The organism is Raineyella antarctica (genome assembly GCF_900092135.1).
GTDB classification, from domain to species: Bacteria; Actinomycetota; Actinomycetes; order Propionibacteriales; family Propionibacteriaceae; genus Raineyella; species Raineyella antarctica.
Genome location: NZ_FMYF01000015.1, coordinates 12,184 through 32,149, shown reverse-complemented (window position 1 = coordinate 32,149; position 19,966 = coordinate 12,184). Strand labels below are relative to the sequence as shown.

Annotated in this window: 16 protein-coding genes and 1 pseudogene; 9 read left to right on the top strand and 8 right to left on the bottom strand. The window is 66.6% G+C overall.

Translation table 11 applies throughout. The features are described from left to right. Positions 1-210: 210 nt before the first annotated feature. The gene (locus GA0111570_RS16210; RefSeq protein WP_092613646.1) at positions 211-1,371 is read right to left on the bottom strand and encodes a PucR family transcriptional regulator; all 1,161 of its coding nucleotides are present in this window, start codon (positions 1,369-1,371) and stop codon (positions 211-213) included. A 16-nt stretch (positions 1,372-1,387) separates the two neighbouring features. On the opposite strand from GA0111570_RS16210, the gene GA0111570_RS16205 reads away from it, so the two are divergent. Continuing rightward, positions 1,388-1,618, top strand: coding sequence for a hypothetical protein (locus tag GA0111570_RS16205; RefSeq protein ID WP_092613644.1), 231 nt, complete (start codon positions 1,388-1,390; stop codon positions 1,616-1,618). Positions 1,619-1,701: 83 nt separating this feature from the next. Here the strand turns inward: GA0111570_RS16205 and GA0111570_RS16200 are convergent, their stop codons facing one another. Genes GA0111570_RS16200 through GA0111570_RS16185 form a run of 4 tightly spaced genes read right to left on the bottom strand, consistent with a single transcriptional unit; the run spans position 1,702 to position 3,142 of the window. Next, positions 1,702-2,049 (bottom strand): hypothetical protein, encoded by a 348-nt coding sequence (locus GA0111570_RS16200; protein ID WP_092613642.1) that lies wholly within the window; start codon positions 2,047-2,049, stop codon positions 1,702-1,704. Then, positions 2,042-2,512: a TIGR00725 family protein gene (locus GA0111570_RS16195; protein WP_092613640.1), complete on the bottom strand. Its 471-nt coding sequence runs from the start codon at positions 2,510-2,512 to the stop codon at positions 2,042-2,044. Before GA0111570_RS16195 ends, GA0111570_RS16200 begins: the two co-directional genes overlap by 8 nt. 13 nt (positions 2,513-2,525) lie before the next feature. Then, positions 2,526-2,918: a type II toxin-antitoxin system VapC family toxin gene (locus GA0111570_RS16190; RefSeq protein ID WP_092613638.1), complete on the bottom strand. Its 393-nt coding sequence runs from the start codon at positions 2,916-2,918 to the stop codon at positions 2,526-2,528. Continuing rightward, positions 2,915-3,142, bottom strand: a complete 228-nt coding sequence (locus GA0111570_RS16185) for a FitA-like ribbon-helix-helix domain-containing protein (protein ID WP_092613636.1) — start codon at positions 3,140-3,142, stop codon at positions 2,915-2,917. Before GA0111570_RS16185 ends, GA0111570_RS16190 begins: the two co-directional genes overlap by 4 nt. Before the next feature lie 302 nt (positions 3,143-3,444). Between GA0111570_RS16185 and GA0111570_RS16180 the strand changes: the two genes are divergently transcribed. The 8 genes and pseudogenes from GA0111570_RS16180 (at position 3,445) to GA0111570_RS16145 (ending at position 13,554) form a co-directional block, all read left to right on the top strand. Beyond that, positions 3,445-4,317 carry a DUF6884 domain-containing protein gene (locus GA0111570_RS16180; RefSeq protein ID WP_425438634.1) on the top strand — a complete coding sequence of 291 codons (873 nt, stop codon included), beginning with the start codon at positions 3,445-3,447 and terminating at the stop codon, positions 4,315-4,317. Positions 4,318-4,568: 251 nt separating this feature from the next. Beyond that, a pseudogene (locus GA0111570_RS18195) lies at positions 4,569-4,712 on the top strand (type II toxin-antitoxin system RelE/ParE family toxin); the annotation flags it as partial. Positions 4,713-4,841: 129 nt separating this feature from the next. Then, positions 4,842-5,144, top strand: coding sequence for an addiction module antidote protein (locus GA0111570_RS16170; protein ID WP_092613632.1), 303 nt, complete (start codon positions 4,842-4,844; stop codon positions 5,142-5,144). Positions 5,145-5,247: 103 nt separating this feature from the next. Next, positions 5,248-5,514, top strand: a complete 267-nt coding sequence (locus GA0111570_RS16165) for a type II toxin-antitoxin system Phd/YefM family antitoxin (RefSeq protein ID WP_092613630.1) — start codon at positions 5,248-5,250, stop codon at positions 5,512-5,514. Then, complete coding sequence (locus GA0111570_RS16160) at positions 5,511-5,789, top strand: type II toxin-antitoxin system RelE family toxin (protein ID WP_092613628.1); 279 nt, start codon at positions 5,511-5,513, stop codon at positions 5,787-5,789. Before GA0111570_RS16165 ends, GA0111570_RS16160 begins: the two co-directional genes overlap by 4 nt. 108 nt (positions 5,790-5,897) lie before the next feature. Next, positions 5,898-6,098, top strand: coding sequence for a hypothetical protein (locus GA0111570_RS16155; RefSeq protein ID WP_139283295.1), 201 nt, complete (start codon positions 5,898-5,900; stop codon positions 6,096-6,098). 150 nt (positions 6,099-6,248) lie between these two features. Continuing rightward, entirely contained in the window at positions 6,249-12,287 is a 6,039-nt protein-coding gene (locus GA0111570_RS16150) for a DUF3320 domain-containing protein (RefSeq protein WP_175557545.1), read from the top strand. 67 nt (positions 12,288-12,354) lie between these two features. Next, positions 12,355-13,554 (top strand): EcsC family protein, encoded by a 1,200-nt coding sequence (locus GA0111570_RS16145; RefSeq protein ID WP_139283294.1) that lies wholly within the window; start codon positions 12,355-12,357, stop codon positions 13,552-13,554. Between the two features lie 35 nt (positions 13,555-13,589). On the opposite strand, the gene GA0111570_RS16140 is transcribed toward GA0111570_RS16145, so the two are convergent. The 3 genes from GA0111570_RS16140 to GA0111570_RS16130 are packed head-to-tail and all read right to left on the bottom strand — an operon-like array spanning position 13,590 to position 19,940. Further along, a complete protein-coding gene (locus GA0111570_RS16140; protein ID WP_092613622.1) occupies positions 13,590-16,877 on the bottom strand; it encodes a hypothetical protein in 3,288 nt (1,095 codons plus the stop codon). After that, positions 16,874-18,748, bottom strand: a complete 1,875-nt coding sequence (locus GA0111570_RS16135) for a phospholipase D family protein (RefSeq protein WP_139283293.1) — start codon at positions 18,746-18,748, stop codon at positions 16,874-16,876. The genes GA0111570_RS16140 and GA0111570_RS16135 overlap by 4 nt, the downstream gene beginning before the upstream one ends. Then, the gene (locus GA0111570_RS16130) at positions 18,741-19,940 is read right to left on the bottom strand and encodes a DUF6361 family protein (RefSeq protein ID WP_092613618.1); all 1,200 of its coding nucleotides are present in this window, start codon (positions 19,938-19,940) and stop codon (positions 18,741-18,743) included. Before GA0111570_RS16130 ends, GA0111570_RS16135 begins: the two co-directional genes overlap by 8 nt. Positions 19,941-19,966 lie beyond the last annotated feature (26 nt).

Genomic DNA, 19,966 nt, shown 5'->3' with positions numbered 1-19,966 from the left:
CCGTGAGTGCGAAGTTCAGACATCTGTTCAATCCCCGCCCGGGGCCTCACGTTCACGGACGGAACGGAGGCCAACCGGGGGCCGCCAGGGCTAACACATCCCGGTAGCGTGCCTCACAGTGAGACACCGGTCACACTACGGGGCAGGGGCGAACCGTTTTCCGACCCGCCGGGTCGGCCAGCAGCCCGGTCAGTCGGACGATCGTGCAGGTCAGACGATCCCGGCCAGCCTCGCGATGCGCATGCCGATGGTGAGTTCCTGGCGCAGCACCGGGTCCGCGATGTCCACGCCGGCCAGCGCACCGATCCGGCCGAGGCGGTAGTAGAGCGTCGAGCGGTGGATGTGGAGTGCACCGGTGGTTGCGGCGACGTCACCGCCGCAGTCGAGGTAGGCCTCCACTGTGCCAAGGAGCTCCTCCCCCAGTCCGGCGGCCAGGAGACGACGGACCTGCACCGGCAGGTCGTCCGGTCCGAGCGCGGCCAGCGGCAGGCGCACCAGCACCCGATCGATCCCGAGGGAGTCCCAGACGGAGACGTGGACCGGTGAGCGGGTGGCAGTGTTGACCCGCAAGGCGTCCCGGGCCCGCCGGAACGAATCGGCGACCCGGTCGAGGTCGCCGACGAGGGGACCGATGCCGGCACGTATCGTGGCGAGTTCCGTGCGGTCGAGGAGACGCTCGAGGCGCTCCGCCACGACCGCACGGGGGAAGACCAGTACACCGACACCATCCTCGAGTACTGCCCCGACGAGCGAGGCTGTGGAGGTGCGCGCGACGAACTCGATCACCGACTCGACGGCGAGCTCGACCGTCGCGTCCGGATCGGGCAATGCGCCCAGTTCTGCGTCGCAACCGAGGGCGACGGCGGAGTAGTTCCGGGAGGCGCCCAACATTCCCTCGCGCAGGAAGGATTCCGCGGCCGTACGGCGGGCCGCCTCGGTGTCCCCCACCAGGTCGCGCAGAAGGCCCGACATCCGATGGTGGTCACGCTCGGCGTAGAGGGAGCGGAGGGACAGCAGCATGCCCAGCGTGGGGGTGTGCTGGGCAAGGATCTCGCGCGCCGCCTCGGGCAGGTCGGCCTCGTCGGGCGCGCACGGGACCAGCAGGAACCCGACCTGCTGCCGGTTGTCGCGCAGCGGGAGGAGCCGAATAGTGCCGTGGCCGGGGAGGTCGCGGACCTGTTCGGTCCCTGCAGGGGGGACCTGCCACGCATCGCTGTGCGCGAGGACGGTGGACAGCCGGACCCGGTCGGCCTCGGTCTCGTGGATCGAGTAACCCACCACACGGAGCCGCTCGTCGGTCAGGACCAGGCGGCGTCCCAGCAGTTCCGAAAGGTCCTGCAGGGTGTCATGGAGGTCAGCGCTGGGGGCCACCCGCCGATCGTACGCGTTGGTCAGCCGTTCGCCCTGCGCCGCCGAGGACGAGGACGACGTCGGCCATGCGCGGAGCGCGGTTGATGGAGGCCACGAGAAGGTAGCGTTCGCCCACCGGGCGATGGCCGACGCCGACTACCAGGCACCGGCCTTCCCAGTCACGAAGGATCACCTGTGCGCCGAGATGCTGGGCGAGTCCTTCGTGGAGTACTTCGCGACCGCCTGGCCACATCTGGTCAACAGCTGAGCGGGCCGGAGGAACTGACAGCCGTGGGTTCCCCGCGGGAGTCCGGCTGTGCGCCCACCATCTGCTTCGCTTGCAGGTAGCCGCTACGCGTCGACGGCATGCGTCCCGCTCCCCCACGGCTCATCCGACCCGCAGCCCCTCCACGGCAGGACGGAAGAGCAGAACACCTGCCCGTCGATCCGGGCGGCCGCACTGGCCGGATGAGGCTCGGGCAACGGTTCCAGGGGCAGCCGTGAGAACACCCCGGCCCAGTGCTGGCCCCGGACCATCACCTCCGCGGTCAGGACCTTGTCGTAGCCGGGCACCTCGAGCCGGGGCGAGACCTCGGTCAGCAGCAGAACGTCGCAGTCCAGGTTGAGCAGGAAGTCGACGTGCGCCGGCTGGCAGCGACTGTCGAGGTTCCAGGTGCCGATCCGCAGGGCTTCACTCACCGCCGAGCACCGCCTTGACCGCCGCCACGGCGTCGGCGACGCGCACGGGTCCGTCCTCGGGCAGGTCCCAGCACTCGATCGTCACCACCGGCACGCCCGTCCGTACGGCCAGGGCGATCTCGCTGAGCGTGCCCCAGCTGCAGCCGACCGCGATCACGGCGTCACAGCTGCGCACCAGCAGTGCGTTGCGCATCTCCCCCAGCCCGGTGGGCAGGGCGACGGTCAGGTAGAGGTTGGCGGCGCTCCGGTCGGAGCCAGGCAGCAGCCCCACCGTTGTGCCCCCGGCCTCGAACGCTCCGCGGCTCGCGGCCTCCATCACGCCGCCGAGGCCGCCGGTGAGCACGACGGCTCCGCGAGCGGCGACGAGCCGGCCGACCTGGTGGGCCTGGGCCAGCAGGGCCGGGGAGACGTCCTGGCCGGGGCCCACGATGCCGATGTAACGCACGGATCCCGACTCGGTCATGGCAGTCACCCTCTCAGCTCACCCGATCGACAACGACCACCTGCGCCTCGTGGCCGCCGCTGTCGAGTTTCGCATCGCACGTGTAGAGCGGCACCTCCAGGGCTTCGGCCAACGCGATAGAGGAGGCGTCATGGCTCGTGTACTGATGGCTCAGCTGCCAGATGCGGTCCGCCAGCGGTTCGATCTCGTGGCGGGTCAGGGAGAACGCGAAGTGATCGTGCCGAGCTTCCTCTGCTGCGGCCGAGTCGATCCGTCCCCCCAGCAGCAGGCCTCGGAGCACCGAGAGCACCTCCACGTCAAGCAAGCACGGAGCATGGATCTCGTCGCCCAGGGCATCGAGCAACGCGTCGCTCACCCCGCGGCCGACAAGAGCCTCGACCATGGCCGAGGCGTCGATCACGATCACCGGCGGCCGGCCCGTACGGCTGCGACGATCTCGTCCGAGGTCGGTCCGCTCGAGCGGTCCCGGGCCTTCAGACGAGCGATGATCTGGTCGTTCGTCGGCCGGGCGGCGATCCTGGCCAGCTCGGCGGGGACGTACGCCGACAGCGACTTCCCCTCGGCCGCCGCACGTTCCTTCAGAATGGCGGCCACTTCATCGGAGACATCACGGATGTAGAGGGTCGTCATGACTTCATGCTAGCAGTGTGCAAGCAGCGGGTGGGAAGCTTCGAGGCCAGCTATCCGCCGGCTGGACTCCACCTCGCCATAGCCCAGGCTCCTCGACTCCACGATCTGGGCGGGCACCATGACGACCGGCATCCGCACCTCACGACGTTTCGGGAACAACGCCTAACCGCGCATGTGGGAATGCTTCAGGCAGCTGATGGAACGGACTGCCGGGCGCACGTTCAGGTGACGAAACGGCTGGCGGGTCAGGAGATGTCCTGTTTCAGCTCCGTACGATCTGCTCATTGGTCAAGACTGATCACGTGGCTGATTGGACTCCCCTACGAAGGGCTCTCGACGACGTTACGACCTCCGTGACATACGCATGGTCTGACCTGGACAAGCTCGTCGGCGGCCTTCCTCGCTCTGCCTACGAGTACAGCGCGTACTGGAAGGGCGCTCGGGGCGGATGGCCTGGCTTCACCACCGTTGACGTACGAGTCGGCGAGTCGGTGACCTTCGTGAGGATCGCGGACACGCCTCCTGCCGAGCTGGCGCGCAGGGTCGCGCCTCCCCAGGGAGGCCCTCAGCCGTCACGGGTCAGCGGCGAGAAGCGGCCTGACCTCGTTCTTGTCGGATGCGTCAAGAGCAAGCTGCCTTTGCCGGCTCCGGCGAAGGACCTCTACATCTCGGCGCTGTTCCGCAAGGAGCGGGAGTACGCCGAGCATCTGGGCGTTCTTTGGTTCATCCTCTCGGCGGAGCATGGCCTGGTCGCTCCCGATACCATCCTCGAGCCGTACGACCGGCAGCTCAGCAAGACCTCCCGTGACTACCGTCTGGCCTGGGGCCGACAGGTGATCGTCGACCTCAACCGCGTGGCCGGCGATTTACAGGGCCGCACTATCGAAATCCACGCCGGCTCGGCGTACGCGGACGCTATCCGCGACGGGTTGCTTGCCGCGGGCGCCGACGTCGTCGAACCACTCGCAGGTCTGCCGATGGGGTCCAGACTGGCGTGGTACGGGAAAAGCAAATCGATCGCGGACGAACCCAACGACTCCGATGTATCGGTACTGGTCAAGCAACTGACCGACTTCTGGAGCTGGTCACCCACAGGTGAACTACCCCGGTCCGCCCCAGGCACGCAGGGAGTCGCGACCAGCACCCAGGCATGTTGTCCCTCCTCGAAGTGGTGAAACCACCGCTCATCGACCTCGGACAGCTGACGGGTGCCGACTTCACCTCCAGCGTCCAAAGGCAAGCCGGTGGGCCGCGAGGTCGTGACGCTGCTCGTGCGCGACACTGCCCGGGTCGGACTTCTCGACACTCTCCGGTCCAGGGTTCCCTCGAGCCGCGTTCTGTCAGTGGTGCTTGAGCACCAGCAGGTGTCAGCTATAGTCGACACAAGGTCGTCGAAGTCCTCACAACCGACGATTTCGACCGATGGCTGAGGAAACTGAAGGATCGGCAAGCCAGACTCCGAATCCTGGAGCGGATTGATCGGCTCACCCATGGCCACCCCGGCGACGTGAAACCCCCTCGGCCCCAAGGCGTCTCCGAACTGTGGTCGACCTACGGGCCGGGTTACCGGATCTACTACCTGAACGAGGGTCAACGCCTGATCCTCCTGCTGTGCGGCGGCGACAGCCGACCCGGCAAGCAGACATCGAGAGGGCGCACCACTTCGCCGACGAGTGGCGCTCCGAGGAGGAGGATGACGATGACGAAGAAGAGTGAGAAGTACACGCCGTTCGATGTGGCCGACTACCTCGACAGCATCGAGGACGTCTCGGCCTACCTGGAGATCGCTCTTGAGGAGTCGTCGGATGACCCGACGGCGTTACCCCGTACCCTGGGTGTCATCGCCCGCTCCCAGAACATGAGCGAGCTCGCCCGGCGGGTCGGCATGAGCCGGGACGGCCTCTACAAGGCACTCTCGGCCGAGGGCAATCCGACGTGGTCGACGGTTCTCAAGGTGACCAACGCCCTCGGGTTGCGCCTCACGCTTCGCGCCGTGGCGTGACACTCAAATGTCCGACTCTGACACGTCTGGAGGTGAGCCCCGTGGTGCCGGTCGCTCCCCACCACACTTGCCCACACGCCTCAAAGACGCCACAATTGTGTGCATGACCATTGAACCTCTCCGCGACGTCCGCAACCACTTCAGCGACGTCATCGACCGCGTCGAGCACCAGCACGAACGCGTCACAGTCACGCGCAACGGACGCCCCGTCGCCGTGATTCTCAGCCCTGAGGACCTGGCTGAGCTCGAGGAAACCCTCTCGGTACTCAGCGATCCACAGGCCCTGGCAGACATCCGCGAAGCCGATGCTGCGTATGCAGCTGGTGACATCGTCCGCGGAGTAGATGCCGTTCGCGGCTTGCGCTCGTGAGCGAAGAACGTTACGAACTGATCCTGACCCCGCCCGCCATCCGAGCAATCCAGTCAGCGTTACCTGAGTCCGTAGCGGCAGCGGTCGTCGAGTTCCTCACCGGAGCCCTGATCGAGAATCCCCATCGCGTCGGCAAGCAGCTCCGCCGGGAACTGGGCGGCATCCATTCAGCGAGGCGCGGCACCTACCGCGTCCTCTATCGCATCAACGAGGCGCAGCGCGAAGTCGTGGTCCTCCGCATCGAGCACAGGCGCGACGTCTACCGTCCCACATGACCGCACATGCCGCCTGTCACTGCGACGTCCGGAAAGCTCCCTGGCTACGGCTGTACCGAGTCGATGCCCCTGACCAAGCAGTTGGGAACCGCTAAGCGTGGCTCCTTCATGGCAGAACTGCGTGCGATCGACCCGCTGGCCTGGAAGGGCAGGTATGACAACCCGGGCGTCCTCGACGGCACCATCTGGGCGGTCACCATCACGACCGGCATGCGCACCTCACAATCCTCCGGGAGGAACGCCTACCCGCGCACGTGGGAACGCTTCCGGCAGCTGATCGAACGGACCGCCGGGCGAACATTCAGGTGACTGAAGTCCCGCCTCGAGTCTTCCAACTCGGAGGACCGACTCTTCCCGGCACATCTACGTGAACAGAGGTCGGTCCACGCCCCGCCTCCTCGGCGCTCGCCCCCTAGCCAGCTGGCAGACTTACCAACCGTCCGAGAGATGAGGGGACGGATGTCGAATACGCAGGGTGCATCAGAGAAGTCGGTACGAGTTGCCATCAAGCAGTGGCGCGACGCACTGATCAACCTCTCCGGCCTGAACCCGCTGCTGAACTACCGCCCGAGCAGCTCGCGCACAATCGAGTTCGTCCAGCACACGACAGACGAAGTCTTGGGGATCATCAACTCGGCGAACACGACCTTCATCCGGGGGACCAAGGAGCCCGAGCGCTCAGGCGGGGCCGAGAGTTCCGAGGGCCTCGAGCTCGAAGAGGAGCTCTTGGACCAACTCGGAGGCTTCGATTCGGAGGGTAGCTCTAGCTCTGACTACCTGTACGCCAACACGACCCAGCGCACTGTCGACCGTGCCTTGCGCAATCTCGACGCGAGCTACAAGCTCGAACTCATCGACAAGGGCATCAGGACCTTGTACGTGGTGCTCGGAGAACTCCGCTGGCGGGAGACCTCGGGTGACGCTCGACGCAGTCCCCTCATTCTCCTTCCCGTCGAGTTGGATTCAGCTGCTGCTCGCGAACGCAAGTACCTGAGGGCCGCCGACGAGGACCTCGTCGTGAATCCGGCCCTATCCCTCCTCGTCATGCAGCAGTACGGTCTTCAGCTGCCCACGACCGAGGACATTGCATCCGCGCTGGAATCCGCCGGCGTCGCCTCGGCCCTCGACCTGTTCCGAAGCATCGCTTGGCCCAATGGATGGCAGGTGAGGGATTTCGCGGCACTGGGCAGCTTCAAGTTCGCGAAGGAGGCGATGTACCGCGACCTGATCGACAATGAGGACGCCATCGCCGAATCCCCCTTGGTCCAGTCACTTGCGGGATCCATCAGCGCCGACAATTCTCCCTTCAACTTCGAGCCGCACGGCGACCACGACATCGACGAGGTTGCACCCCCGGAGACGACTCCCCTCGTCCTGGACGCAGATTCGAGTCAACGAGCCGCGATCCAGGCCGCTGTCGAGGGACGGAGCTTCACGCTCGACGGACCACCGGGAACCGGCAAGAGCCAAACGATCGCGAACATCATCGGAGCCTTGATCGAAGCCGGCAAGACCGTCCTCTTCGTCTCCGAGAAGGCCGTGGCCCTGGACGTCGTACGGAATCGCTTGGCGCACAGCGGATTGGAGCCCTTCCTCTTCGAACTCCATAGCAGCAAGGCAAATCGTAGGGAAATCGCAGCAAGGCTGGGCAACGCCCTCAACAGCATGCCCGTTGCACCAGCTGGCATGGGATCTGTCGAACTCACCCGACTCCGCGAGGCGCGGCAGGAACTGTCCTCCTACGTGCAGGCCGTCAACGAGATCCGGCAGCCACTCGGGTCGAGCTACCACGCCGTCCTGGGCCGGCTCGAACAGCTGGGGCAACAGCCACTGGGCCCAGCATTCGCGGCCAATGTCCTCGAAGTGTCCGACTCGTCCTTGGCCAAAATCGTGGACCTGATCGAACGGCTCACCAAGCGGTGGCCGATGGCACTCCAGGGCGAGCGGGCGGCATGGTACGGGCTCCTCCATCACAGGAACCCGCGGTTTGAACTCCAGCAGCTGGCCACAGCCCTGGACACCCTCGATGGTGTACTGGATGACTCTGCGGAGGTACGAAATACTTTTGGGCTCGGAACACTCGCCGACCTGCATCGAACCATCCAGCTGCTCGAACGCTGGCATGCCGAACCCTCGTTCCATGTCAATCCTTGGCTCGACCAAGCGGAGATCGTTGCCGTCGGTGCCGCGCTCGCTGATTACGAACAGGCGACAGAGACCCGCGCCCGCGCTGAACAGACCGCCCGAGCGGCCCTAGGAGAGATGTGGAAGTCCGTCCGGGTCTTCCCCAGCGACGGGATCCCTCGTCTCGAGGGCGAGCTACTGGCGCTTCCCGACGTCTCCGGCAATTCGACACAACAGTCCCTGATCGCCGCCGCTGACGGACTCAGGCAGGGCCTTTCGGGTCTCACCGAACTGGCCCGACTGGCGGAGGAGCTCTCGACGCAGCTGGGTGCACGACGACCCCAGACTCCAGCGGAAGTGGGGCGGCTCATCAGTGCCGCACGGGCAGTGCTGGCCGATGATGCTCCGGAGGCGGAGTGGATCCACGACCCCGAGTCTCGAGGGTCTGCCCGCTCCATTGCGGAGCAGACGATGCAGTCCCAGCTGACTCTGGAGGAAGCAGAAGAAGTGGCCGAGGGCAGCTTCACCGAGGACCTCCTCACCATCGACCTAGCCGCACTCGAGACCTCCGCCGAGGAGAACAAGGGCTTCTTCAGGAGGTTCAGTTCTGACCACAAGGCGATGCGGGCAGCGCTCAGCGAGGTGTCTCCCCTGACCTGGCAGCAGGCTGTGGCCGCGCTGCCCACCGCCCGACGGTGGTTCGACGCACAAGCGGCCTACGACGCGCTCCTGCCATCTGCGCAGTCAATCCTCGGGCATCGGTTCTCCGCCGACCGCACCACCGACTGGGATGCCGTGACGAGGTGCTTGGAGAACGCCGACGCCACCGTGGTCTGGACGTTCCTCGACCCCTCCGCCACCAGTCGTCTACTCCACAGCCAAACCTCGATCGCTGCCGCCCGCGTACTCGTCGACGAAACCGACCGCGTTCTGGGCCGGTGGAACTCCGACCTCAGCGTCTGGGCCGCTACAGACGGCAGCCATGAGGACTTCCATTCGCTCGAGACCCGACTTCGGGACCGTGACCAGCTACTGCGGCCTGTCCTGGATCTCGTCGCTGCCCAGGCTGCCCAGCTCGGCCAGACAGCGACGTTGGCGTCACACCTGGAGGCCGCAAGGGCGCGTTCTTCCTACGAGCAGTCGGCACGTAGCGCGACCGAAGCTGCCCACAGGCTCGTTACTCTCGGCCAGCTGGAAGGTGTAGCGTCCGAACTCGCCGGAGTGGACGTCGGCCTTGTGCATCACAAGCTGCGCTGGGCGACAGCAGTCCTGGAGGCCGCGAACGCCGCCGGGGGCGAACGTACGGCCTTGCGGAACGACCAGATCACGGCGCTGCGACGCAGCGAGCCTCCCCTCGCCGGAGCCACTGACGTCCTCCAGTCTTTCGAGAAGTATGCCGAACGGGTAGTCAGCTGGTTCAGCGAGGAGCGACAGGCCTGGCTGCGCGCGGATCTACGCGATCAGTCCACGGCGGTCGAGCTCGTCGAGCACCTGACGTCTGCCGTTGACGAGATCGACGATTGGTTCTCCTTGGGTGCAGCCGTCCAGGAACTCACCGAAGCAGGCTTCGGGCCTGCATTGGCATTCGCGAAGGCGCAGGAACTCCCGCAGCAGACGATGCCTGACTTCCTCCTGGCGACGCTGTATCGCAGCTGGCTCGATGCCCAGCTGGCGGGTGACCCGCGGTTGGCCTCCGGGAGTGGCGACGACCGTGACGACCTCGTCCAGCGGTTCCGCAGGCTGGATGCCGATCTCGCCGGGGCTGCGGTGGCCAAGATCATCGAGGCTGGGGCAGCCCGCAGACCTCGCTCGTCTGCGGGCCAAGCCGCCATCATCCAGCGTGAGGCCCAGAAGAAACGCAAGCACATGCCTGTGCGGGATCTCATCGGCCAGGCGAAGGACGTGGTCCTCGCTCTGCATCCGTGCTTCATGATGAGCCCCCTGGCTGTGTCGCAGTACCTTCCGGCGGAGCAGATGTTCGATGTGGTCATCTTCGACGAGGCCAGCCAGGTCCTGCCGGCGGACGCTATCAACTGCATCTACCGGGGATCGGCCCTGATCGCCGCCGGAGACCAGAAGCAGCTTCCCCCTACCGCGTTCTTCCAGACCTCGATCGACGACGGAGACGAGGACGGCGAAGAAGACGTCGCGAACGACTTCGAGTCGATTCTGGACCTGATGAAGTCCAGTGGAGCTTTCACTCCCCTGAGCCTGCGCTGGCACTACCGCAGTCGCCATGAGAATCTGATCGCCTACTCCAACGCATCCTTCTACGATTCTCGACTCATCACCTTCCCCGGGGCACTCCACGAGTCGGAGGATGCAGGCGTCCGATTCATCAAGGTTGATGGCGTCTACCGCCGATCCTTGGGACGCAACAACCCGATCGAAGCCCGCCACGTCGCCGAACGCGTCATTCACCACTTCTCCACCCGCCCGGACAAGACACTCGGCGTCGTCGCGTTCTCGACGCCCCAACGCGATGCCATTGAAAATGCGATCGAGCTGGCCCGCGGTCAGCGTCCAGATCTGGACCAGCACTTCGGCGAGGACCGGGTCGACGGCTTCTTCGTGAAGAACCTCGAATCCGTCCAAGGCGATGAGCGAGACGTCATCATCTTCTCCATCGGCTACGGTCGCGACCAGAACGGCAAGATGTACAACAACTTCGGCCCCCTCGGAAAGAAGGGGGGCGAACGTCGGCTGAACGTCGCCATCACGCGAGCCAAGCAGCTGGTGGAAGTCGTCAGCTCCATCAGCGCCTCCGATATCGGGGAGGTCACCGGTGCCGGCTCGCGGCACCTGCGACGTTACCTCGACTTCGCCGAACGCGGCCCCTCCTCGCTGGAGATCGAACTGGGACCGTCTGGCATGGACACGGAATCACCGTTCGAGGACGCTGTGGTGTCCTACGTCACCAGCCTGGGATTCGCGGTCCAGCCTCAGGTGGGTGTCGCCGGCTATCGCATCGACATCGGCGTGAAGCATCCGGACAAGCCGGGTGCTTTCATGCTGGGCATCGAGTGCGACGGAGCCATGTACCACTCGAGCAAGGCTGCGCGCGACAGGGACCGTCTGCGCCACCAGGTCCTGGAGGGTCTGGGCTGGCGGCTCCATCACATCTGGGGCACGGCCTGGTACCGACACCCGGAGCGGGAAAAGGAACGTCTGCGGACGCTCCTGGAGGAGTTGTCCCAGAAGCCGATGACAGGTCGGCTTGCGGCATCCGCATCACCGGCTCGCCCACAGGTGATCGTCGAGACCGTCCAGCACTCCTTGGATGAATCGCCCGACTGGATCGAGGACTACTCCAAGGCCTCAGTGGGCTGGGTGGACGAAGAGGTGCTTCGCGACGTTCGCAATGCGCCTCGTCTTCGACGCTTCGTCGAGGAGGTCGCCGCGGTCGAGGCCCCCTTGCACATCGACGTCCTCTGTCAAAGGGTCCGCGATCACAGCACCATCGAACGGATCAGCGCGCGGGTCAAGGAGACGATCCTCAAGGCCGTGGAGGTCGCCGATGTCTCCTTCGATGGCGCATTCCTTCGAACGACCAACGCAGGTCCCGTGGCCGTACGGCGCTCCACCGACGATGTCAATCGCAAGGTGGAGCAAGTGGCAGACGAGGAGCTCCGTCGCGCGGTGGAACTGCTCATCGGCCACGCCATCGGGATCTCCCGAGAAGATCTGGTCACCCAGGCTGCACGAATCTTCGGCTGGCGTCGCGTGGGCGCTGGGATTCGCAACCGCGTCGAGGCTGCCATTGACGAGCTGCTGAAGGAGGGGGCAATCGAGGAAGGCCCCGGCGGATTTAGACGAACCGCCAGGACAGGTGATCACAGCAGCACCCAGCAGGCAGCCACGCGAGATGCGGGCAGAACTCAGACGAGTGACAACGTGCTTCATGGCGCCGCAACGTCACCGTCATCAGTGAAGTCGACTAACTCGACGAACTCCTCCAGCGCTTCTCGCTCCCGCGCTTCCGCCGTGCGAAGCGATGCATCTCACCGTCGTGACGATGCCGGCGATGAAGACAGCTTCGCCCAGTTGAGCAGCAGCGCGGGGCGTTCGCCTCGTCGGGCCGCGACAAGTCCGAGCAAGGCTTCACCTTCTACCGGGAAGCGGCACCCCCTCAAGACGACCATCCCCGGCGACGGCACCTGGCTGGTCGGCACCGACATCGAACCCGGCACCTACCGCACCACCCACCCCACCCCCGAGGACAAGGGCTCCTGGTACCGACTCAGCAACCTCACCGGCGCCTACGACGCCCGCATCGAAGAGGGCTACGACGCCGGCCCCATCGTCGTCACCATCCACCCCACCGACATCGCCTTCAAAACCGAAGACTGCGGAACCTGGGAACGCATCGGCTAAACGGCCAACTCAGGTCAGGAATCGACCATCGACGCCACGGGAAAGACGCTTTCAGTAGGGTGTTTGCATGACGACCAAGACCCAGGGCTCGGGCTCCCAACCATCCTCATATGAGCAGCAGGCCTGGGGTGACTTGATCAATGGCCAAGCGAAACCGACGAGGCGGGCGGCACAGGCCGTCAGCGACGGCATGACCCGCGCCTACGACGGAGTCCGGCAGTCGGACCCGGCCAAGCGAATCGGCCGGTTTGGCACCTCTGTGACGAAGAAGATTGGCGAGATCGTTCCTCAGGGGGCTAAGGATGGCGCAGGGAAAGCTGCCGATGCCGCCGGCAGAGTCGTCGAGAGCATCCCCGTGGACTGGCTAACGGACGGAGCCCGAGCAGCTGGGAAGTCAGTAGTCCGAGTTAGCCGCATCGGATTGACTCCGGAAAGAGTGGTTAGAACCCACCAGCGGAAGGGACATGCTGTTACTGCCTTCCATGAGCTACGTGGTCTCGACCTTGAACTGATCGACCGAGTGCGTGGACGTAACACGGACTTGGTGTACGCCAGCATTGGCGCCGCATCGGGTGCTGGTGCTGCGCTCGCCATGACCGGCGGCGAGGTCGGTGTCGGCACAGGAGTCGGCACTGTCCCCGGTGGTGCAGTCGTCGCATCTGCAATCACTGCCGACATCGCAGTTCTTATCGGCCTAGCATCCAGAGCAGTGGGGCAGGTTGCGCTTGCCTACGGCCACGATCCCGAAGATCCCCTTGAGAAGACGTTCGTGTTGAGTGTGGTGAACTTCGGGACGGCGACTTCCACGGCCGCGAAGCAAGCCGCCTTCGTAGACCTCGTTCGGCTCTCCCAGCTTCTCGTTCGAGGGGCCGCGTGGCGCGTGCTCGAGGAGCAGGCAATCGCCAAGATCGCGAGGAAGATCGCGGAACGCCTGGCGATCCGGTTCACCAAGAAGTCTCTGGGGAAGCTCATTCCGGTCGTTGGTGTCGGATTCGGAGCCACCATGAACTTCGCCACGCTCGAGTCAGTGGTGGACGCAGCGAACGTCGCCTACCGGCGGCGCTTCCTTGTCGACAAGTATCCGTTCCTCCTGGACGACGGTGACATTGACGGTGTTCGCGGCTTCGGGGTTGCACCCGACGACTCCGCGGACGATGTCGTCATCAGCGTTGCGGAGGATCTTGATCTAGTGGAGCAAGAAGGTGACCCATCGGACGGAGAAGTTGACGGGCGCTCCGGATTACGCACGACCGACGGCGTCAGCTAACTGCCGGATGGGCCTGTCAGCGGCGGCGAGGGCAATCACGGTTGCGCCCGTAGGCTCGCCACCTGATCAGGCGCGCTCAGGTCCAGCCTCAGCCCCTCCAGCTCCTCCGGACTCGCCTCCGAGTAGTGCATCTTCAGCAGCTCGAGCATGTCTTCCTGCCGTGGCTGCCCGAAGGTCAGCCGGTACAGCGCCACGTCCCGTTTGATCTCCTCCAGCCGCGCCGAGTCGATGCTCAGCGGGTACGGCGCGACGTGGCGCTCGATCCGCGCGTCGCCCGGATACACCCAGTGCGGAGCGAATTCCCCCAGTCGTTCCCGCTCGTCCTCGGCCAGTTCGTACGCCGCCCGCCACGGGTTCGGCTCCGCGCTGGCGAGGATCGCCCTGCGGTGCCGGGCGGCAATGTTGCGGCGCACCGCATGGCCATCGAAACGGTCGACGCGGCCCTCCCGCTGCTCGAAGTCGACGGGGTTGGCCGGGGTGTTCCAGTGCATCACCGCGTGGCACCACCAGTGGAAGTCCACGCCCTCCTGCCCCACGCTCGTCGTCGCGAGCACGAACGGCCAGAACGGGCTGTTGAACGCCTGCCGGACCAGTGGCTGGCGGTTGCTCTCCTCGGTCGCCCGCCGGCTGCCGAACCGCAGCGCGAACCGCGCCCGGATCCGCTGCTGCTCGCCGGGATTGTCGGCATCGAACAGCTCGTACGTCGCCGGCCGCAGCTCCAGCGCCACGGCCACCATCCGCGCGATGTCCATCAGAGTCTCGTCGGTGAGGTCGGCCGCGCCCTGGGCAGCGTGCACGTGATGGACGAACTCGTCGAGGACCGCCTGCAGGTTGCCCCACGCGCAGTACTGCAACACCTTGCGCCAGTACGGCAGCTGGTCGGGGATGAGCTGGTCGATCAGGAGCGCCGTCTCCGGTCGGGTGAACAGGGTACGGAAGGCCGACGACACGCGGACGGCGGCCAACCAGAGCCCCTCCTTCGTGACCTTCGCCTGACCACCCGCAATCCTGGACAGCGCGCGGTAGGCAGCGTTGCCCGGACTGTGGGCGGCGACCTCGGCGATCCTGGCCAGCGCCTCCTCGGTGACCGTACGGTCCTGCTGCTGCCCGCGAATGCGGAGCGCCAGGTCGAGGTGGTGCTGTTGACGCTCGCCACTCTGCCGACCCGTGTCGGGACCGTCGGAGGAGTGCTCCGGCTCGTCGGGCGACTCTCCGCTCGACGCTTCCTGGATCCGGGAGGTAGTCATTCCGTCCGGTGTGGAGTCAGCCCTACGCAGCGCCTCGAACCAGTGCGATGCACGCAATCCCGCCACCTCGATCGCATCGACCTGGTGCTCAGCGCGCAGCCGCCCGACGACGTCGTCGTGCAGGACCCCCGGTTCCAGCGGCGCTCCCGCCTGGTGCAGGTCAGCGCGCCGCGGATCGGCGAGGGCGGCCAGCCCGGGCATCGGCCAGAAGATCGCCAACGTGGACATCGACGAGGGTCGTTCCCGGTCGCCGTCGGGGTCCATCCGGTACGCCAATAGGTTGCGCCGGTTGCGCCGGTCCCGGTCGCGGTCCTCGACCGTCGTCCCGCGGAACGTCTCCCCCGCCCCGAGCCGGTCGGCTTCGTAGCTCAGCAGGGACGCCACCGCGCCCGGGGTCGCCATCCAGGAGGAGAAGATCAACCGCTTCGTCACGTCCTGCGCGAACTCTTCGGCGTACGGGCCGCCGGGCGCCAGGTACGGCAGCGACGGCGGTACCCAGAGCAGCTTCCACCAACCGCGCTCGACTGTGTCGGCGGCGAGATCGCGGAGGCGGGAGTTGCCCAAGTCGATCGGCTCGTACGCGTCGACCGCGCGGAAGTCGATGCGCTGGGTCCGGCCCAGCGCAGCCCGTACGGACTCCGAGCGCAACGGGTCGGTTAGCGAGGCACGGATCTGGTCGGCGATCTTGTAGCCGTCCATGAAGTTCACGAAGTACGGCGCGGACTTCCAGTAGGCGATCGTGAACGGCGCATCCACCGTCTGGGCCAGCTGCCTGAGCGCGACGTAGCCGCGCAGGTCGTCGGCCGGCGGCGGGGCCAGCGGCGTCGAATCCTCCTTGGTCATCGCGGTGGTCAGCAGGCGGGGACGTTCGGTGCGTTCCATCACGGTGAGCAGGCGGTCGCGGACCTGTTGGGTGAGGTCGTCCGCGCCACGGCCGGTGACCACGGCGTTGCGGTAGTCGCGCAGCGCCGCCGCGATCCCGTCGGTGACCTCGCCGTCTTTTCCGCCGGCCAGGAACCGGACGATCTCGAGGAAGTCGCGGTGGTGGTCCTCGCCACCGTGCGCCTCCTCGGCATAGGTGAACGGCTTGAACGGCGTCGCCGACAGCAGCAGCACCTTGGCCCGGTGGTCAGTGCCCTCCTCGTTGAAGTTGAACAGGTGGTGGGCCAGCTCGCCGGTTTCGCTGTCCTCCACCAGCAGGTCCCGGAACCGTTGGAACTCGTCCAGGATCACCAGGTCGGGGGTGAGCAGCCGAACGCTCTCTCGGGCCAAGAGCTTGCGCAGCTCGGCGACGAGAGGCCAGGCATCGTCCCACTTGTTGCGATGGTGGACCTCCTGCAGCAGGTCCTCGAACCGGTCGAGCAGGCTGCGCTCCCCCGCGGCCGCAGCGGCCAGGAAGGGGCGGGAGACGGCTGGGTCGATGCAGTCGGGCAGCTCGGGGTCGTCGAGAGCCTCGGCGATGGGTGCGCGGCCGTAGGTGAGCTGCCTGCGCAGATCACTCACGTACCAGTCCCGGAAGCGTTCGGGGTTCGAGACGGTGCCCTGCAGCACCTGGAGCGCCCCTTTGGCCCGCCAGCCGGTGAGCTGCATCTTCTTCTCTAGCAGGAGGTAGAGCATCGCCCGCTCCTGCGCCGTCCCGGAGCGCCAACTGCTGCTGAACGACGTCCCTGGTGTGAAGGAGACGAGGTTGACGGCTTTCATCAGGCCGTCGTCACCGGGCTGGGTGAAGTCGCGCGAGTGCTTGGCGAGCAGCGTGAGTCGGCTGGCGATGCCGTGCTGGGCTCCGTCAGTGACGTTGAGCTTGCGCAGGTTCTGGTGGGCCAGGTCGAGGTTGGAGCAGACATAGACGACGTCGATCCGGTCGACGTGGTCGTTGCGCTGCAGTTGCTCGACCGTACGGGCGATGACGCCGCGGGCGACGATGGTCTTGCCCAGACCGGTCTCGTCGGCGATGAGGAAGCGGTCGGTCGGGTCGTCGCCGTAGAAGCGGTCGATGATGTGCTCGACGGTGTTGCGCTGGAAGCTGGTCAGTCCGTCGAGGATGGGTTGCGCCAGGAAGGGGCGGCGATCGGTCATCGTGACACCTCCACCATCGGAAGCACGTCCATCACGGACGCCCACAGCTCGTCGAAGCCGTCGGGCAGGACCGTGCGGCCCGTCTCGGTCTCCCGCAGACGCCTCACGAGCCGGTCCAGGTCGTGCAGGGCGTCGGGTCGATCGGCCAGTGCCCGGACGAGCAGCTCGAAGACGCCGGTGCTGCCCCGGAAGGAGGCGCCCCACGATCCCGCCCCGGCGTCACCGCTCGTCTCGGCCCACAGCGCCGACGGATCGGTGAGTCCGAGCAGGAGCGAGAGGAAGCGGAGGAACTTCTCCGGGGTGTCGACTTGGCGGGCGAGCACCTCGTCGAGTCGGTGGGGCGGGTCGTTGTGCAGTGGTGCGTGCACGACGGTGCTGAGCGTCAGGCCCGACGGGTTGGTCACGCGCATGGTCACGAAGGGGGTGATGTCGGCCAGCACGGCCGGGAGGTTGGCCTCACAGGGGCCGGGATCGGTCTGGGTGTGGCTGACCCCGGGCTGGGTGAGCAGGGCAAGACGGACCAAGTGGCCGGAAGGGATGTGCAGGTCGGATTCACTGGTCAGGTGGAGCTGGTAGTCGCCGTCCCGCTCCTGTTCCACGGTGATGCGAAAGGCCACGGCGGCCAGGGTGCGCAGCAGGTTCTCCAGCTCGCGAAGGGCCTCGTCCTCCCCCGGTAGCGGTTGGTCGGCGCTGGGGGCGTACGCCTGCAGGAGCGTACGCAGGTTGGCGGCGGTCGGGCCGTCGGGTGGGTCCATCATGGTCGCGACCCCCAGGTCCTTGGCGCGGCCGATGAGTTCGACCACGAACTCGACGTTGCCGCCATAGGCCGCGGATGTCGCGTTCGCGGAGCCGATGAAGACGTGGGTCTCGCCACGGTTGCGTTCGGCGACGGTGATCTTGGCGTGCAGGCCGAACAGCTCGCTCGTCTGGGGCGTGCTCGTCCGGTCGCCACCCTGCTCGCTCGCCCGATCGCTCGGACGCTGTTCGGTGTCGGATTCGGCGGCGGTGATGTCGGCGTTCGCCAGCGGATCGAGGACGAAGACGGCGTCCCCGTCCGGACGTCGGAGCCCGGAGAGCAGGTCGGAGCCCAGGGCGTCGAGCGCCTCGGGGCGCGAGACCAGCGCCACGTCCCGGGTGTTGTTGCCGGTGACCCGGCGGACCCCGTCGGCGTCGAGGAAGGGCGAGACCACCAGGTGTCGGTAGCCGGAGAAGTCCGGCGGTGCGGTGCGCAGCTTCGGCACGCCGAGGGCGTGGAACCGGGCCTCGCTGACGTGCTCGGGCAGCGACCACTGGACCCGCTCGGCACGATCGGCCAGGTCCGTGACGCGTGCCAGCCGCTCGGGCGCCAGCTCCGTGACCGCCCACTTCGGCAGCCGGCGGAGGAACGAGGCGAGCGGTCGATTGGAGTCCAGGCGCTTCCCGGGGGCGCCGTCGAGGATGACCACGGCGTCCCAGGCCCGGCTGTCGGCGAGGTTGCGGGTGGAGCAGATCAGGCGGTAGGCGTCGGGCAGGTCGGCGGCGGTGTAGCGCAGGAACCAGATCTTGGGATGGAACAGGTACCCGGGACGGGGCCGGTCGACCGGGTGCAGCATCGGCTCGAGGAAGGCCATCAGGTCGGAGGCCTGCTGGGGGACGGTGATCTGGCCGGCCTGGCAGAAGATGTCGACCCGATCGGCGCAGGCCCGTACGGCCTCCAGTGCGGCGATGGGATCCTCGCGCGTGCGCAGGTCGTACGAGGCGAACGCGAGTGGGGCCACCAACGCGGTCGGCAGGTGCAGGGTGAAGGTCGTGGTTACGGCAGCCTCCAACCGGTACCCAGCGGGCGGGCGCAGCTGGTCCATCAGGACGACTCGACTGTCGGGCTCAAACACGGGCCAGCCCCTCGTGGATGTCGGTGATGATGGTCTTGACGGTTCCCCAGCGGTAGTCGAGGCCTCCGCTTGCTCCCCCACCCCACTGGCCGAGCAGCTTGCGGTTGGTCAGTCTGGCCTGCTTCCCCTTCAGCGAGGCCTCCCGGTTGGCGATCAGCAGGCGTGGCGCCTCATTCTCCAGAGCCGTGTGGGCCGTCCCATCGCGCATGCCCTGGACCCACGCGTCGACGAACATCCGGGTGCGAGGGGAAATCCTCGGGTTGCGGGCGTGCGCCGTTGCCCAGAAGCCGAGCATGTCCCATGCCCCCAGTTGGTGACGGGCGTCGCCCACCTCACCGAGCCAGACGCGGTACTGCTCGTGGTATTCCTCCACGCTCTTCGCGACGGTAGTGAAGCCGGCTCGCTCGTACGCCTCGGCGAGCAGCACGTTGTAGAGGCGGGTGGCGCCCTTGACTGCCAGGGAGAACAGCTCGGCATGGCGCATCAGGTGGGCGGCGGGGTCGGGAGCTGACCGGCAGGTCTCGTCCCGCCACGGGTACGGGCTGTCCTCTGTCGGCGGCTGGTCGGCGACGACGACGTGCGCGAGCAGGGTCGCCGGCACGCTCTCCAGGATGCGTTCGCGCAACCACGAGGCCTCCGGTGCCGTCAGGTCCAAGCCGCCCTCGAGAGTCGACGGGAAATCCTTCGGGGCCGGCGGCAGAGTCGGATGCCAGTCGCCCCCGGCCCGAGAGGCGAGTTCGTCAGCGGCGTCGCGCTGGTGCCTGGTGCTCGCAATCTGGTCGAGCCCGACGTCGCGGCGCAGAATGCCGAAGGTCAGCAGCCCGTTCCAGTAGATCGACGAGGGCAGGATCTTCACCCCTGCCCCAGCCCGCGCGCCGATGACTCCCCGTTGGCGCTCACCGCGATTGAGGGTCCGGACAAGGTCCCGCTCCGACCGCTCCACCTGCACGCGCACCTGGGCGGCGCTGCGGCCGGGTCTGCTCTCCTTGACGTACGCCCAGGGCACCAGCAGGAAGTAGCGCGCCCGAGTCTCGATCGTGGTGATGCCAGGGAACAGCGCGTCACTGAAGGTGTCGCGGATCTGACCGATGCCGAGCTCGTCGAGGGTTTCCTTCTGGGTGAACAGCGCGATGACCTCACGGACCCGACGCTGCTCGTCGGCTGAGGTGTCGAGCCAAGCAATCGACGACACGGCGCCTCCCTCCCCCGCCTCAACCT

Bases quoted from the DNA above. Each gene is read 5' to 3' on its own strand.
- GA0111570_RS16195 (WP_092613640.1), bottom strand. From the start codon at position 2,512: ATGACCGAGTCGGGATCCGTGCGTTACATCGGCATCGTGGGCCCCGGC.
- GA0111570_RS16185 (WP_092613636.1), bottom strand. From the start codon at position 3,142: ATGACGACCCTCTACATCCGTGATGTCTCCGATGAAGTGGCCGCCATT.
- GA0111570_RS16170 (WP_092613632.1), top strand. From the start codon at position 4,842: ATGACGAAGAAGAGTGAGAAGTACACGCCGTTCGATGTGGCCGACTAC.
- GA0111570_RS16165 (WP_092613630.1), top strand. From the start codon at position 5,248: ATGACCATTGAACCTCTCCGCGACGTCCGCAACCACTTCAGCGACGTC.
- GA0111570_RS16155 (WP_139283295.1), top strand. From the start codon at position 5,898: ATGGCAGAACTGCGTGCGATCGACCCGCTGGCCTGGAAGGGCAGGTAT.
- GA0111570_RS16150 (WP_175557545.1), top strand. From the start codon at position 6,249: ATGTCGAATACGCAGGGTGCATCAGAGAAGTCGGTACGAGTTGCCATC.
- GA0111570_RS16145 (WP_139283294.1), top strand. From the start codon at position 12,355: ATGACGACCAAGACCCAGGGCTCGGGCTCCCAACCATCCTCATATGAG.
- GA0111570_RS16140 (WP_092613622.1), bottom strand. From the start codon at position 16,877: ATGACCGATCGCCGCCCCTTCCTGGCGCAACCCATCCTCGACGGACTG.